General features: G+C 66.1%; 17 protein-coding genes and 1 tRNA gene. 6 read left to right on the plus strand and 12 right to left on the minus strand.

The window, feature by feature from the left end:
- Positions 1-207 precede the first annotated feature (207 nt).
- The 7 genes from rfbA to BMX36_RS07325 all read right to left on the minus strand — a co-directional run bounded on the left by rfbA (position 208) and on the right by BMX36_RS07325 (position 7305).
- The gene (rfbA, locus tag BMX36_RS07295; protein WP_093064203.1) at positions 208-1077 is read right to left on the minus strand and encodes a glucose-1-phosphate thymidylyltransferase RfbA; all 870 of its coding nucleotides are present in this window, start codon (positions 1075-1077) and stop codon (positions 208-210) included.
- Positions 1074-1988 (minus strand): dTDP-4-dehydrorhamnose reductase, encoded by a 915-nt coding sequence (gene rfbD / locus BMX36_RS07300; protein WP_093065358.1) that lies wholly within the window; start codon positions 1986-1988, stop codon positions 1074-1076. Before rfbD ends, rfbA begins: the two co-directional genes overlap by 4 nt.
- On the minus strand, positions 1985-3037 hold the full coding sequence (gene rfbB, locus BMX36_RS07305; protein ID WP_093064205.1) for a dTDP-glucose 4,6-dehydratase: 1053 nt from the start codon (positions 3035-3037) through the stop codon (positions 1985-1987). The genes rfbD and rfbB overlap by 4 nt, the downstream gene beginning before the upstream one ends.
- A gap of 15 nt (positions 3038-3052) precedes the next feature.
- The gene (gene rfbC / locus BMX36_RS07310) at positions 3053-3613 is read right to left on the minus strand and encodes a dTDP-4-dehydrorhamnose 3,5-epimerase (protein WP_093064207.1); all 561 of its coding nucleotides are present in this window, start codon (positions 3611-3613) and stop codon (positions 3053-3055) included.
- A 498-nt stretch (positions 3614-4111) separates the two neighbouring features.
- Positions 4112-4183 (minus strand) — tRNA-Gln (locus BMX36_RS07315).
- Positions 4184-4615: 432 nt separating this feature from the next.
- Complete coding sequence (locus tag BMX36_RS07320) at positions 4616-5626, minus strand: polysaccharide deacetylase family protein (RefSeq protein ID WP_093064209.1); 1011 nt, start codon at positions 5624-5626, stop codon at positions 4616-4618.
- A 2-nt stretch (positions 5627-5628) separates the two neighbouring features.
- Entirely contained in the window at positions 5629-7305 is a 1677-nt protein-coding gene (locus BMX36_RS07325) for a sensor histidine kinase (RefSeq protein WP_093064211.1), read from the minus strand.
- 153 nt (positions 7306-7458) lie between these two features.
- Between BMX36_RS07325 and BMX36_RS07330 the strand changes: the two genes are divergently transcribed.
- A complete protein-coding gene (locus BMX36_RS07330; RefSeq protein WP_093064213.1) occupies positions 7459-7959 on the plus strand; it encodes an Lrp/AsnC family transcriptional regulator in 501 nt (166 codons plus the stop codon).
- 216 nt (positions 7960-8175) lie between these two features.
- On the opposite strand, the gene BMX36_RS07335 is transcribed toward BMX36_RS07330, so the two are convergent.
- Positions 8176-9468, minus strand: a complete 1293-nt coding sequence (locus BMX36_RS07335; RefSeq protein WP_066780996.1) for a tetratricopeptide repeat protein — start codon at positions 9466-9468, stop codon at positions 8176-8178.
- Positions 9469-9592: 124 nt separating this feature from the next.
- Here BMX36_RS07335 and BMX36_RS07340 point away from each other — a divergent pair, with 124 nt between their 5' ends.
- From BMX36_RS07340 to BMX36_RS07350, 3 genes are all read left to right on the plus strand, one after another.
- The gene (locus BMX36_RS07340) at positions 9593-10249 is read left to right on the plus strand and encodes an SDR family NAD(P)-dependent oxidoreductase (RefSeq protein WP_093064215.1); all 657 of its coding nucleotides are present in this window, start codon (positions 9593-9595) and stop codon (positions 10247-10249) included.
- A gap of 113 nt (positions 10250-10362) precedes the next feature.
- Positions 10363-13149, plus strand: coding sequence for a DNA gyrase subunit A (gyrA, locus tag BMX36_RS07345; RefSeq protein WP_093064217.1), 2787 nt, complete (start codon positions 10363-10365; stop codon positions 13147-13149).
- Positions 13146-13496 (plus strand): DUF952 domain-containing protein, encoded by a 351-nt coding sequence (locus BMX36_RS07350; protein WP_093064219.1) that lies wholly within the window; start codon positions 13146-13148, stop codon positions 13494-13496. The genes gyrA and BMX36_RS07350 overlap by 4 nt, the downstream gene beginning before the upstream one ends.
- Before the next feature lie 51 nt (positions 13497-13547).
- Here BMX36_RS07350 and BMX36_RS07355 read toward each other — a convergent pair whose 3' ends face one another.
- The 4 genes from BMX36_RS07355 to BMX36_RS07370 all read right to left on the minus strand — a co-directional run bounded on the left by BMX36_RS07355 (position 13548) and on the right by BMX36_RS07370 (position 17892).
- Positions 13548-15356, minus strand: coding sequence for a DUF885 domain-containing protein (locus BMX36_RS07355; protein WP_093064221.1), 1809 nt, complete (start codon positions 15354-15356; stop codon positions 13548-13550).
- 93 nt (positions 15357-15449) lie between these two features.
- Positions 15450-15881, minus strand: coding sequence for a DUF488 domain-containing protein (locus tag BMX36_RS07360; protein WP_066780983.1), 432 nt, complete (start codon positions 15879-15881; stop codon positions 15450-15452).
- Positions 15882-15901: 20 nt separating this feature from the next.
- The gene (locus tag BMX36_RS07365; protein ID WP_093064223.1) at positions 15902-16321 is read right to left on the minus strand and encodes a YybH family protein; all 420 of its coding nucleotides are present in this window, start codon (positions 16319-16321) and stop codon (positions 15902-15904) included.
- Positions 16318-17892, minus strand: a complete 1575-nt coding sequence (locus BMX36_RS07370) for an EAL domain-containing protein (RefSeq protein ID WP_218142143.1) — start codon at positions 17890-17892, stop codon at positions 16318-16320. Before BMX36_RS07370 ends, BMX36_RS07365 begins: the two co-directional genes overlap by 4 nt.
- 95 nt (positions 17893-17987) lie before the next feature.
- On the opposite strand from BMX36_RS07370, the gene moaA reads away from it, so the two are divergent.
- Together moaA and BMX36_RS07380 are read left to right on the plus strand one after the other, a co-directional pair.
- Complete coding sequence (gene moaA / locus BMX36_RS07375; protein WP_093064227.1) at positions 17988-18995, plus strand: GTP 3',8-cyclase MoaA; 1008 nt, start codon at positions 17988-17990, stop codon at positions 18993-18995.
- Positions 18992-19771: an NAD kinase gene (locus BMX36_RS07380; RefSeq protein WP_093064229.1), complete on the plus strand. Its 780-nt coding sequence runs from the start codon at positions 18992-18994 to the stop codon at positions 19769-19771. The genes moaA and BMX36_RS07380 overlap by 4 nt, the downstream gene beginning before the upstream one ends.
- Positions 19772-19881: the final 110 nt, after the last annotated feature.

Consider the following 19881-nt stretch of genomic DNA (forward strand, 5'->3'; position numbering starts at 1 on the left):
ATCGCTGACGGCTGATAAGGTCACCTTCGATGGCGACGCGTGCGTTACCAACGCGCGAAATCATCGTCCACTCTGCTGCATTGCAAAATAGAGTCTGTGTTTGAATTCGTATGTGTAGACAAAGCTGAGCCTAACAGCGGCGTATGGAGGCACGTTACGTTGCTGTACACCCTCACGGCTCCGAAGATTGATGCGGATGCGCCCGAATTAATGACCGTCCACAGCGTTGAGGATCGCACGCCCATACGCCGTCTTCTTGAACCGCTCGCCGGCTGCCCGCGCCTCGTCCTTGCCGATAAAGCCTTGCAGATAGGCGATTTCCTCCAGGCACGCGATCTGGATGCCCTGGCGGTGCTGCAGCGTGCGGACGAACTCGCTCGCTTCGAGCAGGCTGTCATGCGTGCCGGTATCGAGCCAGGCATAACCGCGCCCCATCTGCTCGACGAAGAGGTCGCCGGCCTCCATGTAGAGGCGGTTGAGGTCGGTGATTTCTAGCTCGCCGCGTGCGCTCGGCTTGAGGTTGCGGGCGTATTCCACGACGCGATTGTCGTAAAAATACAGGCCGGTAACCGCATGGTTCGACTTGGGATTTTCGGGCTTTTCCTCCAGGCTGACCGCACGGCCATCTTCGGCGAGTTCGACCACGCCATAGCGCTCGGGATCCTCGACGCGGTAGCTGAACACCGTCGCGCCCTGGGTGCGGTTCACCGCGCTCGCGAGCAGGTCGGTGAGATGCGCGCCGAAGAAGATGTTGTCGCCCAGCACCAGCGCGACATTGTCGTCGCCGATGAAGTCCGCACCGATGGTGAAGGCCTGCGCCAGCCCCTCGGGCTTGGGCTGTTCGGCGTAGCTGATCTGGAGCCCCAGCGCGCTGCCGTCGGCGAACAAGCGCTTGTAATTGTCCAGATATTCCGGGCTGGAGATGATCAGTACCTCGCGGATGCCGGCGAGCATCAGCACCGACAGCGGGTAATAGATCATCGGCTTGTCATAGACCGGCAGCAGCTGCTTGTTCACCGCCAGCGTCGCCGGGTGAAGCCGCGTGCCCGAACCGCCCGCGAGAATGATGCCCTTCATGAGCGGTTCTCCATTTGGGTGTCTCCGATCAGTTCGTCGAGAATGTCGCTCAATGCGTCCTGCCACGGACGCGGCTGGATGCCGTAAGCCGCGCCGATCGCGGCATGGCTGAGCAGCGAATTGGCCGGGCGGCGTGCCGGTGTCGGATAGTCGCTGGTGGGGATGCCCTTCACCTCGGCCGATGCCCCGCCGCGGTCTGCGCTCTGCGCGAAGATCTCGCGCGCGAAGCCCGCCCAGGTGGTCGGCCCGGCATTGGAGAAGTGGAACGTGCCGGTCGGCGCGGCCTCGTCCTCAACTAGCCGGACAGTGATCGTCATCAGCGCCTGAGCCAGATCCGCAGCGCTGGTCGGCGTGCCGTGCTGGTCCTCGACCACCGTCAGCATGTCGCGCTCGGCGCCGACGCGCAGCATGGTCTTCACGAAATTGTTGCCGTGCGCCGAGACGACCCAGGCCGTCCGCACGATCACATGCCGCGCACCCGAGGTGCGCACCGCCAGCTCGCCGCCTAGCTTCGACGCGCCGTATACGCCGAGCGGCGCGACGGGATCGTCGACCTCCCACGCGCCCTGCTTGTCGCCGGCGAAGACATAGTCGGTCGACACCTGGACCAGTGGGATGTTTGCCTTGGCGCACGCCTCGCCGAACGCGGCGGGGGCCATGGCGTTGACCGCCCAGGCGGCGACGACGTCGCTCTCCGCCTTGTCGACCGCGGTATAGGCCGCGCCGTTGATCACCGCGGCCCATTCGCGCCCATTGTGTCCGGCTGCCACCTTGGCGGCGATCGCGGCGGTGTCGGTCAGGTCGAGGTCGGCGACGTCGATCGCGACGACCTCATAGCCGTCGGGCCAGGCGCACCGCTGCAGCTCGGTGCCGAGCTGGCCGTTCCCGCCGGTGACGAGGATCGCCTTCATGCGGCCACGCCGCGGCGCTGCGCCGCACCGCGCTCGACGATCGGGCGCCACCAGGCCTCGTTGTCGAGATACCAGCGCACCGTCTTCTCGATGCCGGTCTCGAACGTCTCCTCAGGCCGCCAGCCAAGCTCCTGCTCGATCCGTGTCGCGTCGATCGCATAGCGCTTGTCGTGCCCCGGGCGGTCGGCGACCGAGGTGATCTGGTCGGCGTACGGCTTACCGTCGGCGCGTGGGCGAAGCTGGTCGAGGATCGCGCAGATGGTGTGCACCACCTCGATATTCTGCTTCTCGTTGAACCCGCCGACATTGTACGTCCGGCCGAGCTCCCCGCGCTCGAACACCGCCTGAAGCGCGCGGACATGATCCTCGACGAACAGCCAGTCGCGCACCTGATCGCCCTTGCCGTAAACCGGCAGCGGCTCGCCATCCAAGGCCTTGGCGATCATCAGCGGCACCAGCTTCTCGGGGAAGTGGTACGGGCCATAGTTGTTCGAGCAATTGGTGATCAGCACCGGCAGCCCGAAGGTATGGCCCCAGGCGCTGACGAGGTGGTCGCTGCCCGCCTTGCTGGCCGAATAGGGCGAGCGCGGATCGTAGGGCGTGTCCTCGGTGAATAGGCCTTCCTCACCCAGCGAGCCGTATACTTCGTCGGTGGAGATATGGTGGAAGCGGAACCGCTCCTTGGTGTCGCCTTCGAGGCTTTGCCAATAGCCGCGCGCCTCGGCCAGCATCGTATAGGTGCCGACGACATTGGTCTGGATGAACGCGGCCGGCCCGTCGATCGAGCGGTCGACATGGCTTTCCGCGGCGAGGTGCGTGATGACGTCGGGCTGGAACTCGGCGATCGCGGCGCGGACCGCCTCGGCGTCACAGATGTCGCCCTGGACGAAGCGATAGCGGTTGCTGTTCGCCACCCGCTCGACCGTCGACAGCGTGCCGGCATAGGTCAGCTTGTCGAAATTGAGCACCTCGTATTCGGTGTTCTCGATGAGGTGCCGGACGAGCGCCGAGCCGATGAAGCCGGCCCCGCCGGTGACGAAGATACGCATGGAGTGTTTGGTCCTTCAGGCGAGCGGGGCGAGCGGGTTGCCGTCATAGGGGAAGGGGCTGTCGAAATCAGCGAGGCCCGGCAGTTTGCGATCCTTTTCCGACAATTCGAGCATCGTGCCGGCGGGGATCGGCCAGTCGATCCCGACCGAATCCCAGCGGATCCCGCCATCATGGTCGGGCGCATAGGTGTCCGAACATTTGTACGTCACCTCGCAATCCGCCTCCAGCGTCACGAAGCCGTGCGCGAAGCCGATCGGAATGAACAGCTGATGCCCGTTTTCGGCGGTGAGTTCGGCGCCGACCCACTGGCCGTAGGTCGGCGAGCCCTTGCGCACGTCCACCGCGACGTCGAAGATCTGCCCGCGGATGCAGCGCACCAGCTTGTCCTGGCCCCGAGGCAGCGTCTGGAAATGCAGGCCACGCAAGGTGAACGCGGGCACGGACAGTGAGTGATTGTCCTGCACGAACCGGCACGTGATGCCGAGCGCGGCGAAGGCGGGTTCCGAATACACTTCGGTGAACCAGCCACGGGCATCCTCGAAGCGCCTTAGGGTTATGAGCTTTGGGGACGACATAACACGCTTCTTAGCCTCTATATTGCAGCGCCGCAAACAATCTGCTGCAATTAAGGACACTAAATGGTTCACGCTCAGCTTGATGGCATGACCCATCTACGCACGATACAGCTAGCAGAAAGCAAAAAACGCTTAATATGATATTTAAGGGTAGTTACACTTCGTGACAAGTCGAACTAAAACGCGAGCTTTTGAGGCGCGGTCAGCGTGAAGGGTCAACTGGTCTAAGCCAAGGTCATCATCAGCACCTCGCTCTTTGCAGTGATGGCGGCAGCAAAGTGCCTCGCCGCGGATTAAGCGGTGGCCCTCAAGCTTAGATATATGGCGATGGGCATACTATCAGTGATTTTTTGGTGCGCCGCCAGTTATATACCGCGCTTCGTAGCTTCACGTTCTGGTTGGCAGGCAACCTTCTCAAGTAATCGTCACACCCCGCCGGTCTACTCCGGCGGCTGCGACCCAAATTCCGCCGTATCTCCAGATTTACGAGCAGATTTGCTGGGGCGGCAGGATTCGAACCTGCGAATGCCGGTACCAAAAACCGGTGCCTTACCGCTTGGCGACGCCCCACCGGAGCGCGCGCTTATATGACTCGCCGCCGATAACTTAACCATTGATAGCGTTCGCTTCGTTCGGCGTGCCGTCTCCGGCGCAGAGGGATCTGCGCTAAGCCGCGACGGGGTGAGACCGACCAGGACGGCAGCGAGGCAGGCAACGATCGACAATCTCACCCCATGCCTTCCAGAACGCATACCTGAAGCTGGGGACCACCAAAGCTCTGCTAATCGTCGAAGAAAGGGTTTTCGATGCCGCAACCGCCTAACCATCCAGTAGCGCTTGCTTACTTGTACCCCTGCTTGTACCCCTCACTGTGCAACACGCAGACAGACGGGTTGTGCGGTGACGCGAAATCAATGACTTAGCGCGCGATGTTAATAGGTCTGGAATCCTGTCTCCCCGACCATTCGGCGCCGTTTCAGCCGCAACCGCTCGTCGCGGATCTCACCCTGCCGCCTGCAGCACCTCGGCCAGTGTCGCCGGCGCATAGCCCAGGCGATCGAGCTCCTCGAACATCACCTTCCACCATGTCCAGAACCGCGACAGGTCGTTCGCGTCGCGAACGTAGGGCGTGTGTCCGGGCACCAGGCTCGGCGAGTGGAAAGATAAGGTGAGCAGGCGCAGATCGTCGCGCGCCGCCATGCGCACCGCCGCGCAGGCCTCCCCGATCGATACACCTTCGGGCGTAAGCGGCACGCGGGAGAGCAGCCGCGTCCTCGCCAGCAGGCCGGGGCCGCGCGGTACGTGGTCAGCAACCCGCTGCCAGCGGCGCCCGGCCGCGCGGAGCGCTCCCGTATAGACCGTGGTCAGCGGCAGTTCGATCAACGGCTTGCTCGTCGCGCAGCGGAACGCACCGGGGCCGATCGCGGAGAAGTCTGGCCCGCCTTGCGCGCTGTAATCATGATGGGATCGCACGGAGGTATCGAGCCGGAATCCCCTGCTCGCCAGCAATTCGAGCGTGTGTGGACCCAGGCCATAGCGTCCGGCGCGGAATGCCAGCGGCGCTTGACCGAATGCCTCTGTGATCGTGCGGGTTAGCACATCCAGCTTCGCGGCCTCGAGTGCGGGTGGCAGATTGCCGGCAAAGGAGAGACGCGCGCTGATCTCCTCGTCATGCGGCGGGTTGACCCATGGGTGCAGCTGCGCACCAATGGCCGAACGGCCATCCGCGATCAGGGTTCGCAGGATCTCTGCCGCGCGTGCATCCGCCGCGACAGGATGGTCGCACAGATAGCAGGGATAGACGCCGCGGCTGCCGAATCGCCGGTGCATGTCCGGCAAGGCGGCGATCGCCTGGACCGATCGCCCCTCGCGCGAGAAGGGTGCGCCCCAGTCGAATTCCTCTTCGGTATCGACAAAGACGATGAACCGCTTGCCGAAGGTGGCCGGCCAGCGGATCTGCTGGTCAGGCGCGGGCGGCGGCATGCGCCAGCCCGCCGCGCCGCCCACCCGCATGGTCAGTTTGCGATCGCTTGCCCCATCGCCCCGATGGCGGCGGGAAGCGTGACCGTCACGTGATCGGGCGCCAGCGTCAGCCGGCCGCCCAGTTGCGAGGCAAGACTGAACGACAGGCGAAGCGCAAAGCCGGTGCCGAGCAGCGGTGCGCCGGGCATCTGGCTTTCGCCCTCCACGTCCAGGTTCAACAGGCGATCCGCAGGCAGGCTGGCGAGCGCCTGTGGGTAGGTCATGCTGACCGATGCCTCCGCCAGTCCGTTCCACGAAACGGACACGGCGATCACTTCCCCGCCCTGCGCCGCCGACACCAGGGTGGCGATCAAGCGGCCAAGCAGGCGCTCGGTCGCGCGCTCGTCGCAGGCGAGCGCAGGCGTTCCATCGATCGGCGCCAGATCCACCGTGCAGTCGCGCAAGGCCGCCAATCCCTGAACGTCGGCGGTGATGCGCTGGAGCAGGCGGCCCAGATCCACCACGTCGGGCCGCAGCTCAAGCGCGTGGCCCTCGATCCGCGCGGCGAGGTCGAGATCCTCGATCGCCGCCACCAGATCCGCGGCGAGCACACGTATCGCCGCGGCCCGCTCGCGATACGGAGGCGCCACCGGCCCTAGCAGCTGCGTCTCGATCAGTTCGGAAAAGCCGGCGATCGCGTTGGTCGGCGTACGCAGTTCGTGCACCAGCCGTCTCAGCCCCTCGGCGTTGCCGCGGTCGGCGACCGGTGCGGCGGTCTGATCGATACGCGGCCGGTGCGCCGCGCCCTGATAGCCGATGAACTGGCCACCCGCAGGGTCGAAAAGCGGCACGCCGGAAATGCGCCATTCGCCCGCGACACGCTCTCCCCCGTCCAGCACCAGCCGGGCATTGGTGAAGCCGGTGCGCCCTCGAAACGCGCCAAGCACGATGCCATCAACCTGGGCGCCTTCCCCGGCCTGGTTCGACACCAGCCGCAAGCCGATCAGCGCTCCTCGCGGCGCGCCATCGGTCCAGCGGATCGTCCCGTCCGCATCGGTCTGGAAACGAAAGTGGTCGATCGCGGGCGCGGCAGTAACGGGCGCCGGCACGGCACGCTGCTGCTGAAAGTTCGCGATCCGGTCGACCAGCTCGGCAATGTCGAACCCGCCCGTGCCGGTGAGTTGCCGATCGGTCGCAGAGAGTTCCACCGGATCCGCTGCGTTTTCCAGCCCCGGAGCCGCCGGCGCCGGATCGGCAGCATCCCGGGCCTCGTCCACTACCGGAATCGCCGAAGGCGCGGGCGTATAGGCCAAAGTGAAGTCGGTGGAGCCGAAGCTCGCCAGCGCGCGCTCCACGTCGGTGCCCAGATCCTCCCGCCGCCGAAGCGCGGCACGGCCGCTCGGCCCCAGTTGCGGGATCAGCGAAATCCATTGCGCCGATGACAAGCGCGCAGCACGCAGCGCGGCAGACGCAACGCCCGGCTCGTCCTCGGCAAACAGGGCGATCAGCGCTTCGGGCGGCTGTCCCAGCGCAAGGCTGCGCGCCACGGCGGCGCGTACGTTCACCGGCACCTGATCGCGCAGCAGGCGCAATCGGCCAAGCGTTTCCTCATCCGCTGCCACGCGCCCGCGTGCGATCAGGTCCGCGAGCTGCCGAAAGGTCGCCTGCGCGCCAAAGGCAGTCGTCGCGTCCGCGGCCAGCACCGTCTTGAGGCTATCGTCGAACCGCACCTACTGCCCTATTCTCTGCTGCGATCAGACCGCTTGCCGGCATCGCTGGTAGCCGACCCATACTACCGGGAAAACAAATGAATCGTCACCAAGGTGGCATTCAGACAATTGCGTTGCCGCGCAACTATCCTATAGGTGCGGCCATGTTCGTGAATGAATTGCTGCGCGCAGCCGGGGTTTTCTGTGCTTGACCGGATCGATCGACAGATCCTCGCCCTCTTGCAGGAAGATGGCCGGATGACCAACGTCGATCTGGCGGAACGGGTCGGGCTGACGGCGCCGCCCTGTCTGCGCCGGGTCCGGTCGCTGGAACAGGCTGGCGTGATCCGCGGCTATCACGCGGATTGCGAGCCGGCGATGCTGGGCTTCCCCATCACCGTCTTCGCCATGGTCAGCCTGCGCAGCCAGGCCGAACACGATCTTGCCGCCTTCGAGCGCCATGTGGCGGAGATACCGGAGGTCCGGGAATGCCACATGCTGAACGGCGAAATCGACTTCATCTTGAAGATCGTCGCGTCCGATCTCGAATCATTCCAGCGCATTCTCACCACGCATCTGACCGCCGCGCCCAATGTCGCCAGCGTGAAATCGTCGCTGACGATCCGCACTGCCAAATCCGCGCCCGGCGTGCCGATCGTCGTCGGCAACGACTAGGCCTCACCTAACCAGCTTCCAACCGCCCCCCGGTTAGGGCGGTCATAACGCCACTGTCCTGGCTGGCGCGCATTCTCGTGGAGGCGCGCGCCAGACCGCGCGCCTCCGACGATCAACATCGTTGAACGGTAACTCGCGCTGAAAGCCTGCTCCGGCCCGACTCAAAGAAAAGGGGCAGCCGAAGCCGCCCCTCCCCTTTCACCATTGGCTGATCGCTCAGGCCGCCGGCGGATTGTCGAGATACAGCGTCCAGAAGGATGCGATCTCGGATCGCGGCGCGGCCTTCACCTCGGCAAAGGCGGTCTTTGCCGCTGCCTTGTCGCCCGACCGCGCCAGCGCGATGCCCAGGTGCGTGTTGACGATGTCGGCGTCCACGCCGCCCTTCTGCAGCGCCACGCGATACATCTCGATCGCCTTGGCCCAATTGCCCATGCCGAGATACGCATCGCCCGTGTTGAGCGCGATGCGGCCATTGGCGCCGGCCTTCGCCTTGGCTTCCACCGGGGCGAGCGAGCCTTCGCTGGCGATGCCCTGCGTGGCGAGGCGCATCAGGTCGTTGGCCGACTGGCTGCTGGCCGGGATCTTGCCGGCGGCCTTGCCCTCTTCCAGCACCGTCTTGGTCTCGTGCGGAAGGCCAAGGTCGTGAGTCCACTGCGCATAGGCTTCATAGTCGTACTGATCGGCCAGCGACTTGCTGGCGCGCATCAGGCGATACACGTCGACCTTCTGGCTCTTGTCCAGCGTCACGGCGCTCTGCTGCGTCATGCCATAGGTGACGAGGCCATCGCGCCAGTTCTGCGCCGTCGGATAAGCGACCAGCCACTTCTTGATCCAGTTGGCGGTCTGCGGGCCCATGCGCTTCTTGTTGGTCTGCGCGATGGCGTACTTGTACAGGTCTTCGCTCGGCTTCTGGCCGGCCGCGACCTGCGCGTCGATCGCCTTCTCCAGCTCGGCCGTGCCGCCAGCGACGTCGCCCGAGTCCATCTTCAGCTTGACCATCTGCAGCGGCAGGTTCGGGTCGTTATAGCCGAGCTGCTGCGCGCGCTGGAAATAGTTGATCGCGCCGGCGCTGTCCTTGGCGTTCGCCGCCATCACGCCAAGCTGGTAATTATACTTCGCCACGTCGACCGCAGGGGTCTTGGGATTGGCGATCAGCGCTTCCAGCGGTGCCTTCAAGCCCTGGTCGCTGACCTGCTGGTTGGTCGCGCGCGCGTCCTGCAGCTTGGTTGCTTCCGCCTGCAGCTGAAGCGCGGCGACGATGTAGCGGTCGTCATCCGTCTTGGCCGCTGCCTGCGCGGCGGTCAGCTGGGTGGAGGCGGTAGCGAAATCCTTCGCCGCAATCGCCTTCTGGGCGCCGGCGGCGGCATTCTGCACGTCCTTGCTGAGCTTCAGGGACGGCGCCTTCTGCTCTTCCTTGTTCTTCTGGGCCATCGCCGGCGGCGAAACGGCGATGCCTGCCGCGCCAGCCATCAACGCGGCCGCGAAGGCAACGCGGGAAATGCTCTTCATGGAAACTGCTCTCCTCTTCGGGCGTGAACACTTGAACTCGCGCTTAGTGCCCTCGCGCCGCTCCATCAAGGAAAGGCGCTGAACGGACATTGAACGTAACCATCTGCGCGCCTAGCCCGTTTTCATGAAAACGGTAATCATCGGCGCCTCGGGCGGAATTGGTGGCGCGCTGGCGGATGCGCTGGCGGAAGAGGGCTCGGCGGTGCAGCGCCTCGCGCGCCCTCAGCTCGACGTGACGGACGAATCCTCCATCGCGCGCGCTGCCGCAGCCGCCGGCACGCCCGATCTCGTCGTGGTGGCCACCGGCCTGCTTCATGATGGCGACCACGGACCGGAAAAGGCGCTGCGCGATCTCGATCCCGAATGGCTCGCGCGGCAATATGCGGTGAATGCCATCGGCCCCGCGCTCGTGGCGAAGCACTTCCTGCCGATCATGCCGCGCACCGGGCGCTCGATCTTCGCCGTGCTCTCCGCGCGCGTGGGCAGCATTTCCGACAACCGGCTTGGGGGCTGGTATGGCTATCGCGCGAGCAAGGCGGCGCTGAACCAGTTCGTCCGTACCCTGGCGGTGGAGGACAAGCGCCGCAACGATCGCGGCATCGTCGTGGCGCTGCATCCCGGCACCGTCGATACGAAGCTGTCGCGGCCGTTCCAGCAACAGGGTCGCGATCTGTTCAAGCCGGATCGCGCAGCCGTTCAGTTGCTCGACGTTCTCGACGGACTGAAGCCGCAGGACAGTGGAAAGCTGTTCGGCTGGGACGGCCTGGAAATCGCGCCCTAGGCCGCTTGCCGAAGGCCATAACCCCTCACGCGCGCGCAAGCACGCGCGCGTGACATTTGGGTTGCAGCCTCCTAGAGCGGATCGATCACGAAACCCACAGTGAAAGTAGCGTTTTGACCGACGAGACCGTCCTCGCCGACCCATCGGACATTGCCCCGATCTCGATCGTCGAGGAAATGAAGACCAGCTATCTCGATTACGCGATGAGCGTGATCGTGGCACGCGCGCTCCCCGACGTTCGCGACGGGTTGAAGCCGGTGCACCGGCGCATCCTCTATTCGGCGAACGAAAGCGGTTTCACCTACAACCGGCCCTATCGCAAGTCGGCGCGCATCGTCGGTGACGTGATCGGTAAATATCACCCCCACGGCGATACCGCGATCTATGACGCTTTGGCGCGCATGACGCAGGATTGGTCGATGCGCGCGCCGCTGATCGACGGCCAGGGCAACTTCGGCTCGATGGATCCCGATCCGCCCGCCGCGATGCGTTACACCGAGGCGCGCCTCGCCCGCGTCGCCGATTACCTGCTCGACGATCTCGACAAGGACACCGTCGATTTCCAACCGAACTATGACGGCTCGGAAAGCGAGCCCTCGGTTCTCCCGGCGCGCTTCCCCAACCTGCTCGTCAACGGCGCTGGCGGCATCGCGGTCGGCATGGCGACCAACATCCCGCCGCACAATCTCGGCGAGGTGATCGACGCCTGCCTCGCGTACCTCGACCGCGCGGTGAACGGCGGCGAGCCGCTCACCACCGAGGAGCTGATGGAGATCGTGCCGGGTCCGGACTTTCCGACCGGCGCCGTCATCCTCGGCCGTGCCGGCGCGCGAAGTGCGTACGAGACGGGGCGTGGCTCGATCATCGTCCGCTCGCGCTACAAGATCGAGGAAGGCCGCGGCGACCGTCGCTCGATCGTCCTCACGGAAATTCCGTACCAGCAGGGCAAGAACGCGCTGGTCGAGAAGATCGCCGAAGCCGCCAAGGACAAGCGGATCGAGGGCATCGGGGACGTCCGCGACGAATCGAACCGTGAAGGCGTGCGCGTTGTCATCGAGCTGAAGCGCGATGCGACGCCCGAAGTGGTGCTGAACCAGCTGTGGCGCCACACGCCCGCGCAGGGCAGCTTCCCCGCCAACATGCTGGCGATCCGCGGCGGCCGCCCGGAAATGTTGGGCCTGCGCGACATTATCGCCGCCTTTGTCCAGTTCCGCGAGCAGGTGATCACGCGCCGCTCGAAATTCGAGCTGGCGAAGGCGCGCGACCGGGCGCACATCTTGCTGGGCCTCGTCATTGCGGTCACCAACCTCGATGAGGTCGTCCGCATCATCCGCGGCTCCGCCTCGCCGGCCGAGGCGCGCGCCGCGCTCATGGCGCGCGAATGGCCGATCGCGGAGATCGCCGGCTATATCAAGCTGGTCGAGGCGGTCGAGACCGAGATCACCGGCGACACCTATCGCCTCACCGAAATCCAGGTCCGCGCGATCCTCGACCTGCGCCTCCACCGCCTCACCGCGCTGGGCCGCGACGAGATCGGCGATGAGCTGAAGACGCTGGCGGATTCGATCGCCGAGCTGCTCGCCATCCTCGCCGACCGGGTGAAGCTCTATGCGGTGATGCGCGAGGAATTCACCGAGATTCGCACCCTCTTCGCCACGCCGCGCCGGACCGAGATCGCCGCCGCCGCCGACGGGATCGACGACGAGGATCTGATCGAGCGCGAGGACATGGTCGTCACCGTGACCATGCAGGGCTATATCAAGCGCACGCCGCTGGAGGCGTTCCGCGCCCAGGCGCGCGGCGGCAAGGGCCGCAGCGGCATGGCGACCAAGGACGAGGATGCCGTCACCAGCCTGTTCGTCACCTCGACGCACACGCCCGTGCTGTTCTTCTCCACGTTGGGCCGCGTCTATCGCATGAAGGTGTGGCGCCTGCCCGAAGGCAGCGCGAACACCCGCGGGCGCCCGATGATCAACCTTCTGCCGCTCCAGCCGGGCGAGACGATCTCCACCGTCCTGCCGCTGCCGGAGGACGAGGCGGAATGGGGCAAGCTCCACGTCATGTTCGCAACCGCGCGCGGCAGCGTGCGTCGCAACGCGATGGATGCCTTCACTAACGTCCCCTCGAACGGCAAGATCGCCATGAAGTTCGAGGGCGACGATGCCGATGATCGCCTGATCGGCGTCGCGCTGCTGGAAGAGAATGACGACGTCCTGCTGGCGACCCGCCAGGGCAAGGCGATCCGCTTCCCGGGTGATGACGTGCGCGAGTTCCAGAGCCGCAACTCCACCGGCGTGCGCGGTATGCGCCTCGCCTCCGGCGACGAGGTGATCTCGCTCTCGATCCTGCACCGCACCGGCGCTCTGCAGGAGGAGCGCGAGGAATATCTGCGCTTCGCCCCCTGGAAGGCGACCGAGCGCGAAGGCGAGCCGCAAATGCCGATGGATCGGTTCGAGCATCTGCGCGCGCGCGAACAGTTCATCCTCACCGTCTGCGCCAACGGCTATGGCAAATTGTCCTCGGCGTTCGAATATCGCCGCACCGGTCGCGGTGGGCAGGGTATCACCAACATCGACAACATCGGCCGCAACGGCCCGGTCGTCGCCAGCTTCCCCGCAAGCAAGAACGACCAGCTCATGCTCGTCACCGATCAGGCCAAGATGATCCGCATGCCTCTCGCGAGCCTGCGCGTCATTGGCCGCGGCTCGGCCGGCGTTCGCCTGTTCAACGTGGCGGATGACGAACATGTCGTCGGCTGCGCGCGCATCGACGAAGAGCCCGAGCCCGAGAATGCCGCCGAGGAAGCGGTGGCCGCGGAACTCTCCGGCCCGGAAACCGCTCCCGATACCGGCGCAACAATCGGCGATGACGCCGCCGCCGGCCCGGAGGATGGACAATGAGCAAGCCGATGACTGCCTATAAGGTGCTGACTGGCGAACAGATGGCCGCGCTGGAACGCGACGGCACGTTCGCCGGCGCGCCGGTCGATGTGCAGGACGGCTATGTTCACCTGTCCACCGCCGCGCAGCTCACCGAGACGGTCGACAAGCATTTCGCGGGGCAGGATGATCTGCACGTCGCCGCGGTGGACCTCGAGGCGCTTGGCGAGAAGATCCGCTGGGAGGAGAGCCGTGGTGGCCAGCTCTTCCCGCACCTCTACGGTGCGCTCACCCTCGACACGTTGATCGCCTACAGCCCGCTGGAGCGCGAGGACGACGGCACCGTTCGCCTCCCCGTCACTGGCTGACCGGCACGCACGCACACCACCGGCGGTATGCGTGCGGTCGCCCGGGGCCAGTCATCCCATCAGCCAGGCCCTCACCCGTCCCTCCAGCACCGCCATCGGCAGCGCGCCGCCGGAAATGACGAAATCGTTGAACGCGCGCAGGTCGAAGGCCGGCCGTCGCTGTGCCTCGTCGCGGAGGCGGGTGATCGTCGTATGCCCGATCATATAGCCGCAGGCCTGTCCCGGCATGACGATATACCGGTCCACCTCGCCCTGCGCCCCTGACCGCGACGCGAAGCTGTTCTCGTACAGATAGTCGACCGCTCGCGCGCGGTCCCAACCCCGCAGGTGAATGCCGGTATCCAGCACCAGGCGCGCCGCGCGCCACAGGTGACTGAGGAGGTAGCCGATCCGTCCTTCCGGATTGTCCCGGTACATGCCCAGTTCGTCCGCCACCTGTTCGGCATACAGGCCCCATCCCTCGGCGAACCCGCTGAAGAACCACCCTCGCCGATACAGCGGCAGTTCGCCCGATTCGAACTGGAGGCCGTTTTGAAACAGGTGCCCGGGCGCAGCCTCATGAAAGGCAAGCGTGGGCAGCGTATAGCGCGGCCAGTCCGCCGTATCGCGCAGGTTGATGTAGAAGACGCCGGGCCTGCTACCATCCGGCGCGCCCGGCTGCGCGATGCCGAACGGCAAGCCCTCCTCCATCTCCGCGGCGAGCCGGCGAAATTCATAGCCGGTCTTTGGCATGTGATTGAACGCCTGTGGCAATCGCGTCTTCACCGCGTCCAGCTGATCGTTGAGGTAGGCGATCACCGCGGCGCGCCCGGCATCTGTGTTGGGGAAGGCTTGGCCGGGCGATGCGGCAAGCGCAGTGGCACGTTCCTTGATGGTGCCTCTCGACATGCCCTGCTTTCTGAACGCCTCCTCGATCTGCGCGCGGATGTTCGCCACCAGGTCCAGCCCCGTCCGGTGCACCTCGTCTGCCGACAGGGTCGACGTGGTCTGATAGCGCAGACAGGCGTCGTAATAGGCCCGCCCGTCAGGCAGCCTCCCGACGCCGGCCTGGTCGACCGCACGCGGAAGAACGGACTGAAGCATCGCAACCTGCCGCGCCAGCGCAGGACGGATCTGGCGGGTGAAGATCGCCTGCGCGCGCTCGGCATAGCCGCTCAACCCCTTGGCGACGGCGCGCGTGCCGATCGAGCGGACCAGGCCTTCGTCCGACGGATCCACGTCGCGCACCTTGCTCAGGATCGCAATGGTCTGCTCCACCACGAAGGTCGGCGCCACGATCCCACCGGCCGCATTGCGCCGCACGTGATCGGTTTCCGCGTCGAGCACGGCAGCAAGCTGCCCCATGCGGGCGATAAAGGCCTCCGCGTCGGCACGATCGTTCACAGGATGCACGTCGCGAAGGAATTGCGCCGTATCCATGTAATTGGTGCCCAGCGGCGTCGGGCCGTAGGGCCCGGGCACGCTGATCGAGTCACTGTGATAGGGGAAGGCGTTCACCGCGGCGCGCGATTCGATCTGGAAGATCGTCACTTCGCGCTCCAGCCGCTGCTCGGGGGACAAGCCCGCTTCCGCAATCGCCTTCAGCTCACGCAGCTGTCGCTGTTCCAGATGGTTGATTGCCTCAGCGCCGGACGCGCTATGATCGTGCAGGCGGGCGCGCAGCGATGCTCGTGAGCCAGTGTCGATACCCATGAAGGTCGCGAGTTCTGGACTGAGCGACAGGCTCTCTTCAAACTGCCGTGCAAGCAGCTCGGACAAGTCCAACCCGGCGCGAGGCTGCGCCATCGCCGGCATTCCCGCGATAAGCGCCCCCGCGCCCGCGCCGACGACCACGTCTCTGCGGCTGATGATCCTCGTCATGTTTCCCCCTCCCCCAAGTCAGGGAAACTGTGCCAAGTCGCTCGGCATGGGTCCATGGCGGCGTGCGCGCGCGTCTCCCACTACGGCACAGGGTCACGCGAACAGATCGATCACCTCGGCCCCCTCGCCCTCCGCCTGCAACAGCAACGTCCGGTGGCAGTGGCACGGATCCCGCTCGTAACAGAGCAGCGCGGATGGCTTTTCCGCCGCCAGATCGCGCATCTGGGCCGCCGCCACCTGCGTCTCCGGAAGGGCAAGCTGCGCGTCGTACACCGCGCGCAGCGTCGCGACATCGCCCTTCTTCGCCGCATCGCGCCCGCGCTTGGGGGTGCCGAGCGCCTTCAGGTGCACGTAATCGATTCCCGCGGCTTTCAGGGAGGCGGCGAGGATCGATTTGGAGAAACCCGGTCGCCGGGAAAGCGGCAGCGCCCTGACGTCGATCACCCGTTCGACGCCTGCGTGGCGCAGGGCGGCGATGAACGCGTCCATCGTCACGCCTTCATAACCGATGGTGAAGATCGCCACGCGCCCGCTCCGGCGACGAGTCAGGAGCTATGGTCGGCGATGATCCGCCAGCCTTCCTTGCGTCGCTCGAACAGCAGGGTCGTCAGCCCGCTCTGCGCATCGCCGCTCGTCGGGGTCAGCGACCAGCGCGCCACCAGCAGCATGTGGACGTTGCTGATCGTCCGCCAGGCGACGGGCTGGAATGCCAATCGCCCGCGGCTGTTCGATCCATCGGCGAAGCTCTTGGCGTAGCGGCTGGCGATCGCCTCTTTGCCGCGCGCCAGCTCCTTGCCGGAGGAATAAATGGCGTCATCGGCATAGACGGCCATGAAGCGTTCCAGCGAACCGCTGTTCCATCCGCCGGCACTGGCCGCCATCTCCGCCTCGATCGCTGCTTGCGGCGTCATGGCAGCGGCCGCCGTCGCCGCTATGGCGACCGGCGCCAGCAGTGCATGGATCATGCGCGATTCTCCTCCACCAGCGCCGCCAGGGCCCGCTCATCGAGCGGCCCCGCGCACAGGAAGCCCTGATAGAGCGTACACCCCTCCGCGGCGAGCAAATCACGCTCTGCGGCATTCTCCACGCCCTCCGCGATCGTCTGCAAGCCAAGCGCGCTGGCGATGGCCAGGATCCCGCGCACCACCGCGCGGGCGCGCGGCGCGCCCGTGATGTCCGTGGTCAGGCTGCGATCGACCTTCAGATAATCCAGCGGCAGTGCTTTCAGATAGGCAAGGCTGGAATAGCCAGTGCCGAAATCGTCGATGGCAACCCGAAGCCCCTTGGCGCGCAGCTGTTCCAAGCGTTCGGCAGCGAGTGGCAGGTCCGTGACGAAGCCGCTTTCGGTCACTTCCGCCGTCACCCGGCCGGGGGCAATCCTGGCGCGCTCCACAAGGTCGAGGAAGTGGCACACGAAATCCGATCGCGCCAGATCCGCCGCGGTCACGTTCACGGCCACGCGCAGGCTGGCGAGCGGACCCTGCCACGCCGCCGCCCGCGTCAATGCTAGCGATTGAATATGCTCCGACAGGGCGAGCCCCAGCCCCGCGCGATCCGCGGCCGAAAAAAGGGTGTTGGCCCCCAGCACGCCGTGGATGGGATGCTCCCAGCGCGCCAGCGCCTCGACGCCGGTTATTCGGCCGCTATCCAGCATGACCTGCGGCTGGAACAGGATGTCGATCTCGCGGCGATCGATGGCGCGGTGCAGGTCAGCCGCCAGGTCCAGCCCCGCCGCGGTTCGGCGGCACGGCGCGAAGCGGACATTGGCCCCGTCGCCCACCGCCGCCATCGTCAGCGCCTCACTGGCGCGTGCGACAAGCGATCGTGCTGATTCGCCAGTGTCCCGATGCGCAACACCGATGCGTGCGCCGAGCCGGGCCTCTGCCCGGCCAAGCGTGAAGCCGCGGGCAAGCGCGCCTTCGATGGCGGCGACACGCGCGCGTGCTTCCTCACCGCTTTCCCGCACGGCGACGACGAAGCGGGCGCCCTGATCGCGTTCGATTACTGCGGCCGCGGGCAGCACAGCCGCCAGCCGCGCCGCCGCCTCGCGCAAGAGCTGATCACCGGCCTCGCGCCCGAATGCGGCGTTTACCGTATCGAAGCGGGTAATCGCGACCACTGCCACGGTCGCGGGTGCGGCCGGATCGCCGGCGCCAAGGAACCGCGCCACCGCGCCCTCCGCCATCTCGCCCGCCCGCCGCATCCGTCCCGTGCCGCGCAGACGCCGCGCATATCGGCCGGCAAACCGCAGGGCGAGCGCCAGTGATCCGGTCGCCGCCTCGCTCAGCCAGACATGGGTGGCCCCCGCATCATAGGCCGCCGCGGCGCCGGTTTCGTCGACCACGATCGCCAGCAGCGCCTGCCGCGCGCTTGCCGCAACCGCCTCTGCCTCGGCGACCGGACGCGGATCGGCGCGCGCATCCACCAGCAGCACCTCGGCCCATTCGGCACCGGTACGCGTGTTCGCCGTCGCCACCAGGGGAGCAAGCGCCTCGCTGCCCTCGGCCAATGCTATTTCCACGATCTCGCCCGTCATCATGCCCACACTTGGGACCGTATGAGCGGCCGGGTCAGGCAGCAACTACGGAGCTGCCCTTGCCGCTGGCCTCTTCAGCCCCTAGCTGTTCCGTTATGGGAGCTACGCCCGACGCCTCCGCCCTTGTTGACGGTTTTGGCCGGGCGATCCGCTATTTGCGGATCTCGGTCACCGACCGCTGCGATCTTCGCTGCCGTTACTGCATGGCGGAAAAGATGACTTTCCTGCCGCGCAGCAAGCTGCTGGCGCTGGAAGAAATTGCGATCATCGCAGAACGGTTCATCGATTTCGGGGTGCGCAAGATCCGCCTGTCGGGCGGCGAGCCGCTTGTCCGGCGCGATGTGGTGGAGCTGGTGCAGCGTCTGGGCAGCCGTGTCGGGCACGGCCTGGACGAGCTGACCATGACTACGAACGCGACGCGCCTTGCCGATCATGCCGAGGCGCTGGCCGATGCTGGCATCCGCCGCCTGAACGTCAGCCTCGACAGCCGCGATCCTGCCTCGTTCCGCTACATCACCCGGCATGGCGACGTGGATCAGGTGCTCGGCGGCATCGCCGCCGCCAAGCGCGCCGGGCTGGCCGTCAAGATCAACATGGTCGCGTTGAAGGGGCTGAACGAGGACGAGATCGCCCCCATGCTCGATTGGTGCATCGGTGAGGGGCATGATCTGACGCTGATCGAAACCATGCCGCTTGGCGCCATCGATGAAGATCGTACCGACCGCTTCGTGCCGCTTACCGCCGTTTTCGATCGGTTGTCGGCAAGCCATCGACTTGAACGCGACGTGGTCGGCACCGGCGGCCCAGCGCGCTATTGGCGGGTGAATGGCAGCCGCACCCGGCTTGGCCTCATCTCGCCGCTTACGGCCAATTTCTGCGACGGCTGCAACCGCGTCCGCCTGACCACGGAGGGCCGGCTTTATTCGTGCCTCGGCCATGACGATCAGGTCGACCTCAAGGCGGCTTTGCGCGATGGCGGCGTGGCGGCGCTTGATGAGGCCATCCGTCTCGGCATCGCCGGCAAGCCGGCGCGGCATGATTTCCGCATCGAGCGCGGCGCCACACCGGCGGTTTCCCGACACATGAGCGTGACGGGCGGATGAGCGGTTATCAGCGGCGGGCATTGGTCGCCTCGCCAACCGCCCAGGCCCAGGCCGCTCGCGCCAGCCTTGCCGATGCGTGGGACTGGTGCACCATCGAGGAGGCCGATGTCGTCATCGCGCTCGGCGGTGACGGCTTCATGCTGCAAACGCTGCACACGCTGCTGGACATGCGGCGCGCCAATGTGCCCGTGTTCGGCATGAACCTCGGCACCGTCGGCTTTCTGATGAACGAATGGCGCCAGCATGATCTGGAAGAGCGTCTTTCCAACGCCCGCGCCTTCAAGGTGACGCCGCTGCTGATGACCGCGACGGGCATCGACGGCCGTGTCCATACGATCCCCGCGATCAACGAGGTCTCCCTGCTTCGCGAGACCCGGCAGACGGCGAAGCTGGAGGTGCGGGTCAACGACCGCGTCGTGCTGGAGGAGCTCGCCTGCGACGGCATCCTCGTGGCGACTCCGGCGGGTTCGACGGCTTACAACCTGTCCGCCCACGGTCCGATCCTGCCGCTCGGCTCCGCGATGATCGCGCTGACCCCGATCAGCGCCTTTCGCCCGCGGCGCTGGCGCGGCGCCATCCTGCCCGACAAGGCGCGGGTCGCCCTGCGCGTGCTCGATCCCGGCAAGCGCCCGGTCTCGGCGGTCGCAGACCAGCGCGAGATCCGTGACGTGGCGCAGGTGGACATCTCGATCGATCGCGCGCGTGAACTGACGCTGCTGTTCGATCCCGAACATGCGTTGGACGATCGGATTACAATGGAACAGTTCGTCGCTTGATCGCAGGCCCCGCGCGCCAGAGCCATGGGCGCGCCGATCAGGCCATAACCGGCCGAAAACTTCCGGGATCGGCCCGATAGCGGCCGTACGCACGCCTCCCCTGCCCATCC

The organism is Sphingomonas sp. OV641 (genome assembly GCF_900109205.1).
Classification (GTDB): Bacteria; Pseudomonadota; Alphaproteobacteria; order Sphingomonadales; family Sphingomonadaceae; genus Sphingomonas.

Coding starts and splice junctions, on each gene's coding strand:
- rfbD (WP_093065358.1), bottom strand. CDS start 1,988: ATGAAGGCGATCCTCGTCACCGGCGGGAACGGCCAGCTCGGCACCGAG.
- rfbC (WP_093064207.1), bottom strand. CDS start 3,613: ATGTCGTCCCCAAAGCTCATAACCCTAAGGCGCTTCGAGGATGCCCGT.
- BMX36_RS07370 (WP_218142143.1), bottom strand. CDS start 17,892: ATGACGGGCGAGATCGTGGAAATAGCATTGGCCGAGGGCAGCGAGGCG.
- BMX36_RS07330 (WP_093064213.1), top strand. CDS start 7,459: ATGAATTGCTGCGCGCAGCCGGGGTTTTCTGTGCTTGACCGGATCGAT.
- BMX36_RS07340 (WP_093064215.1), top strand. CDS start 9,593: ATGAAAACGGTAATCATCGGCGCCTCGGGCGGAATTGGTGGCGCGCTG.
- rfbA (WP_093064203.1), bottom strand. CDS start 1,077: ATGAAGGGCATCATTCTCGCGGGCGGTTCGGGCACGCGGCTTCACCCG.
- BMX36_RS07350 (WP_093064219.1), top strand. CDS start 13,146: ATGAGCAAGCCGATGACTGCCTATAAGGTGCTGACTGGCGAACAGATG.
- moaA (WP_093064227.1), top strand. CDS start 17,988: ATGGGAGCTACGCCCGACGCCTCCGCCCTTGTTGACGGTTTTGGCCGG.
- BMX36_RS07335 (WP_066780996.1), bottom strand. CDS start 9,468: ATGAAGAGCATTTCCCGCGTTGCCTTCGCGGCCGCGTTGATGGCTGGC.
- BMX36_RS07365 (WP_093064223.1), bottom strand. CDS start 16,321: ATGATCCATGCACTGCTGGCGCCGGTCGCCATAGCGGCGACGGCGGCC.
- BMX36_RS07320 (WP_093064209.1), bottom strand. CDS start 5,626: ATGCGGGTGGGCGGCGCGGCGGGCTGGCGCATGCCGCCGCCCGCGCCT.
- rfbB (WP_093064205.1), bottom strand. CDS start 3,037: ATGCGTATCTTCGTCACCGGCGGGGCCGGCTTCATCGGCTCGGCGCTC.
- BMX36_RS07355 (WP_093064221.1), bottom strand. CDS start 15,356: ATGACGAGGATCATCAGCCGCAGAGACGTGGTCGTCGGCGCGGGCGCG.
- BMX36_RS07380 (WP_093064229.1), top strand. CDS start 18,992: ATGAGCGGTTATCAGCGGCGGGCATTGGTCGCCTCGCCAACCGCCCAG.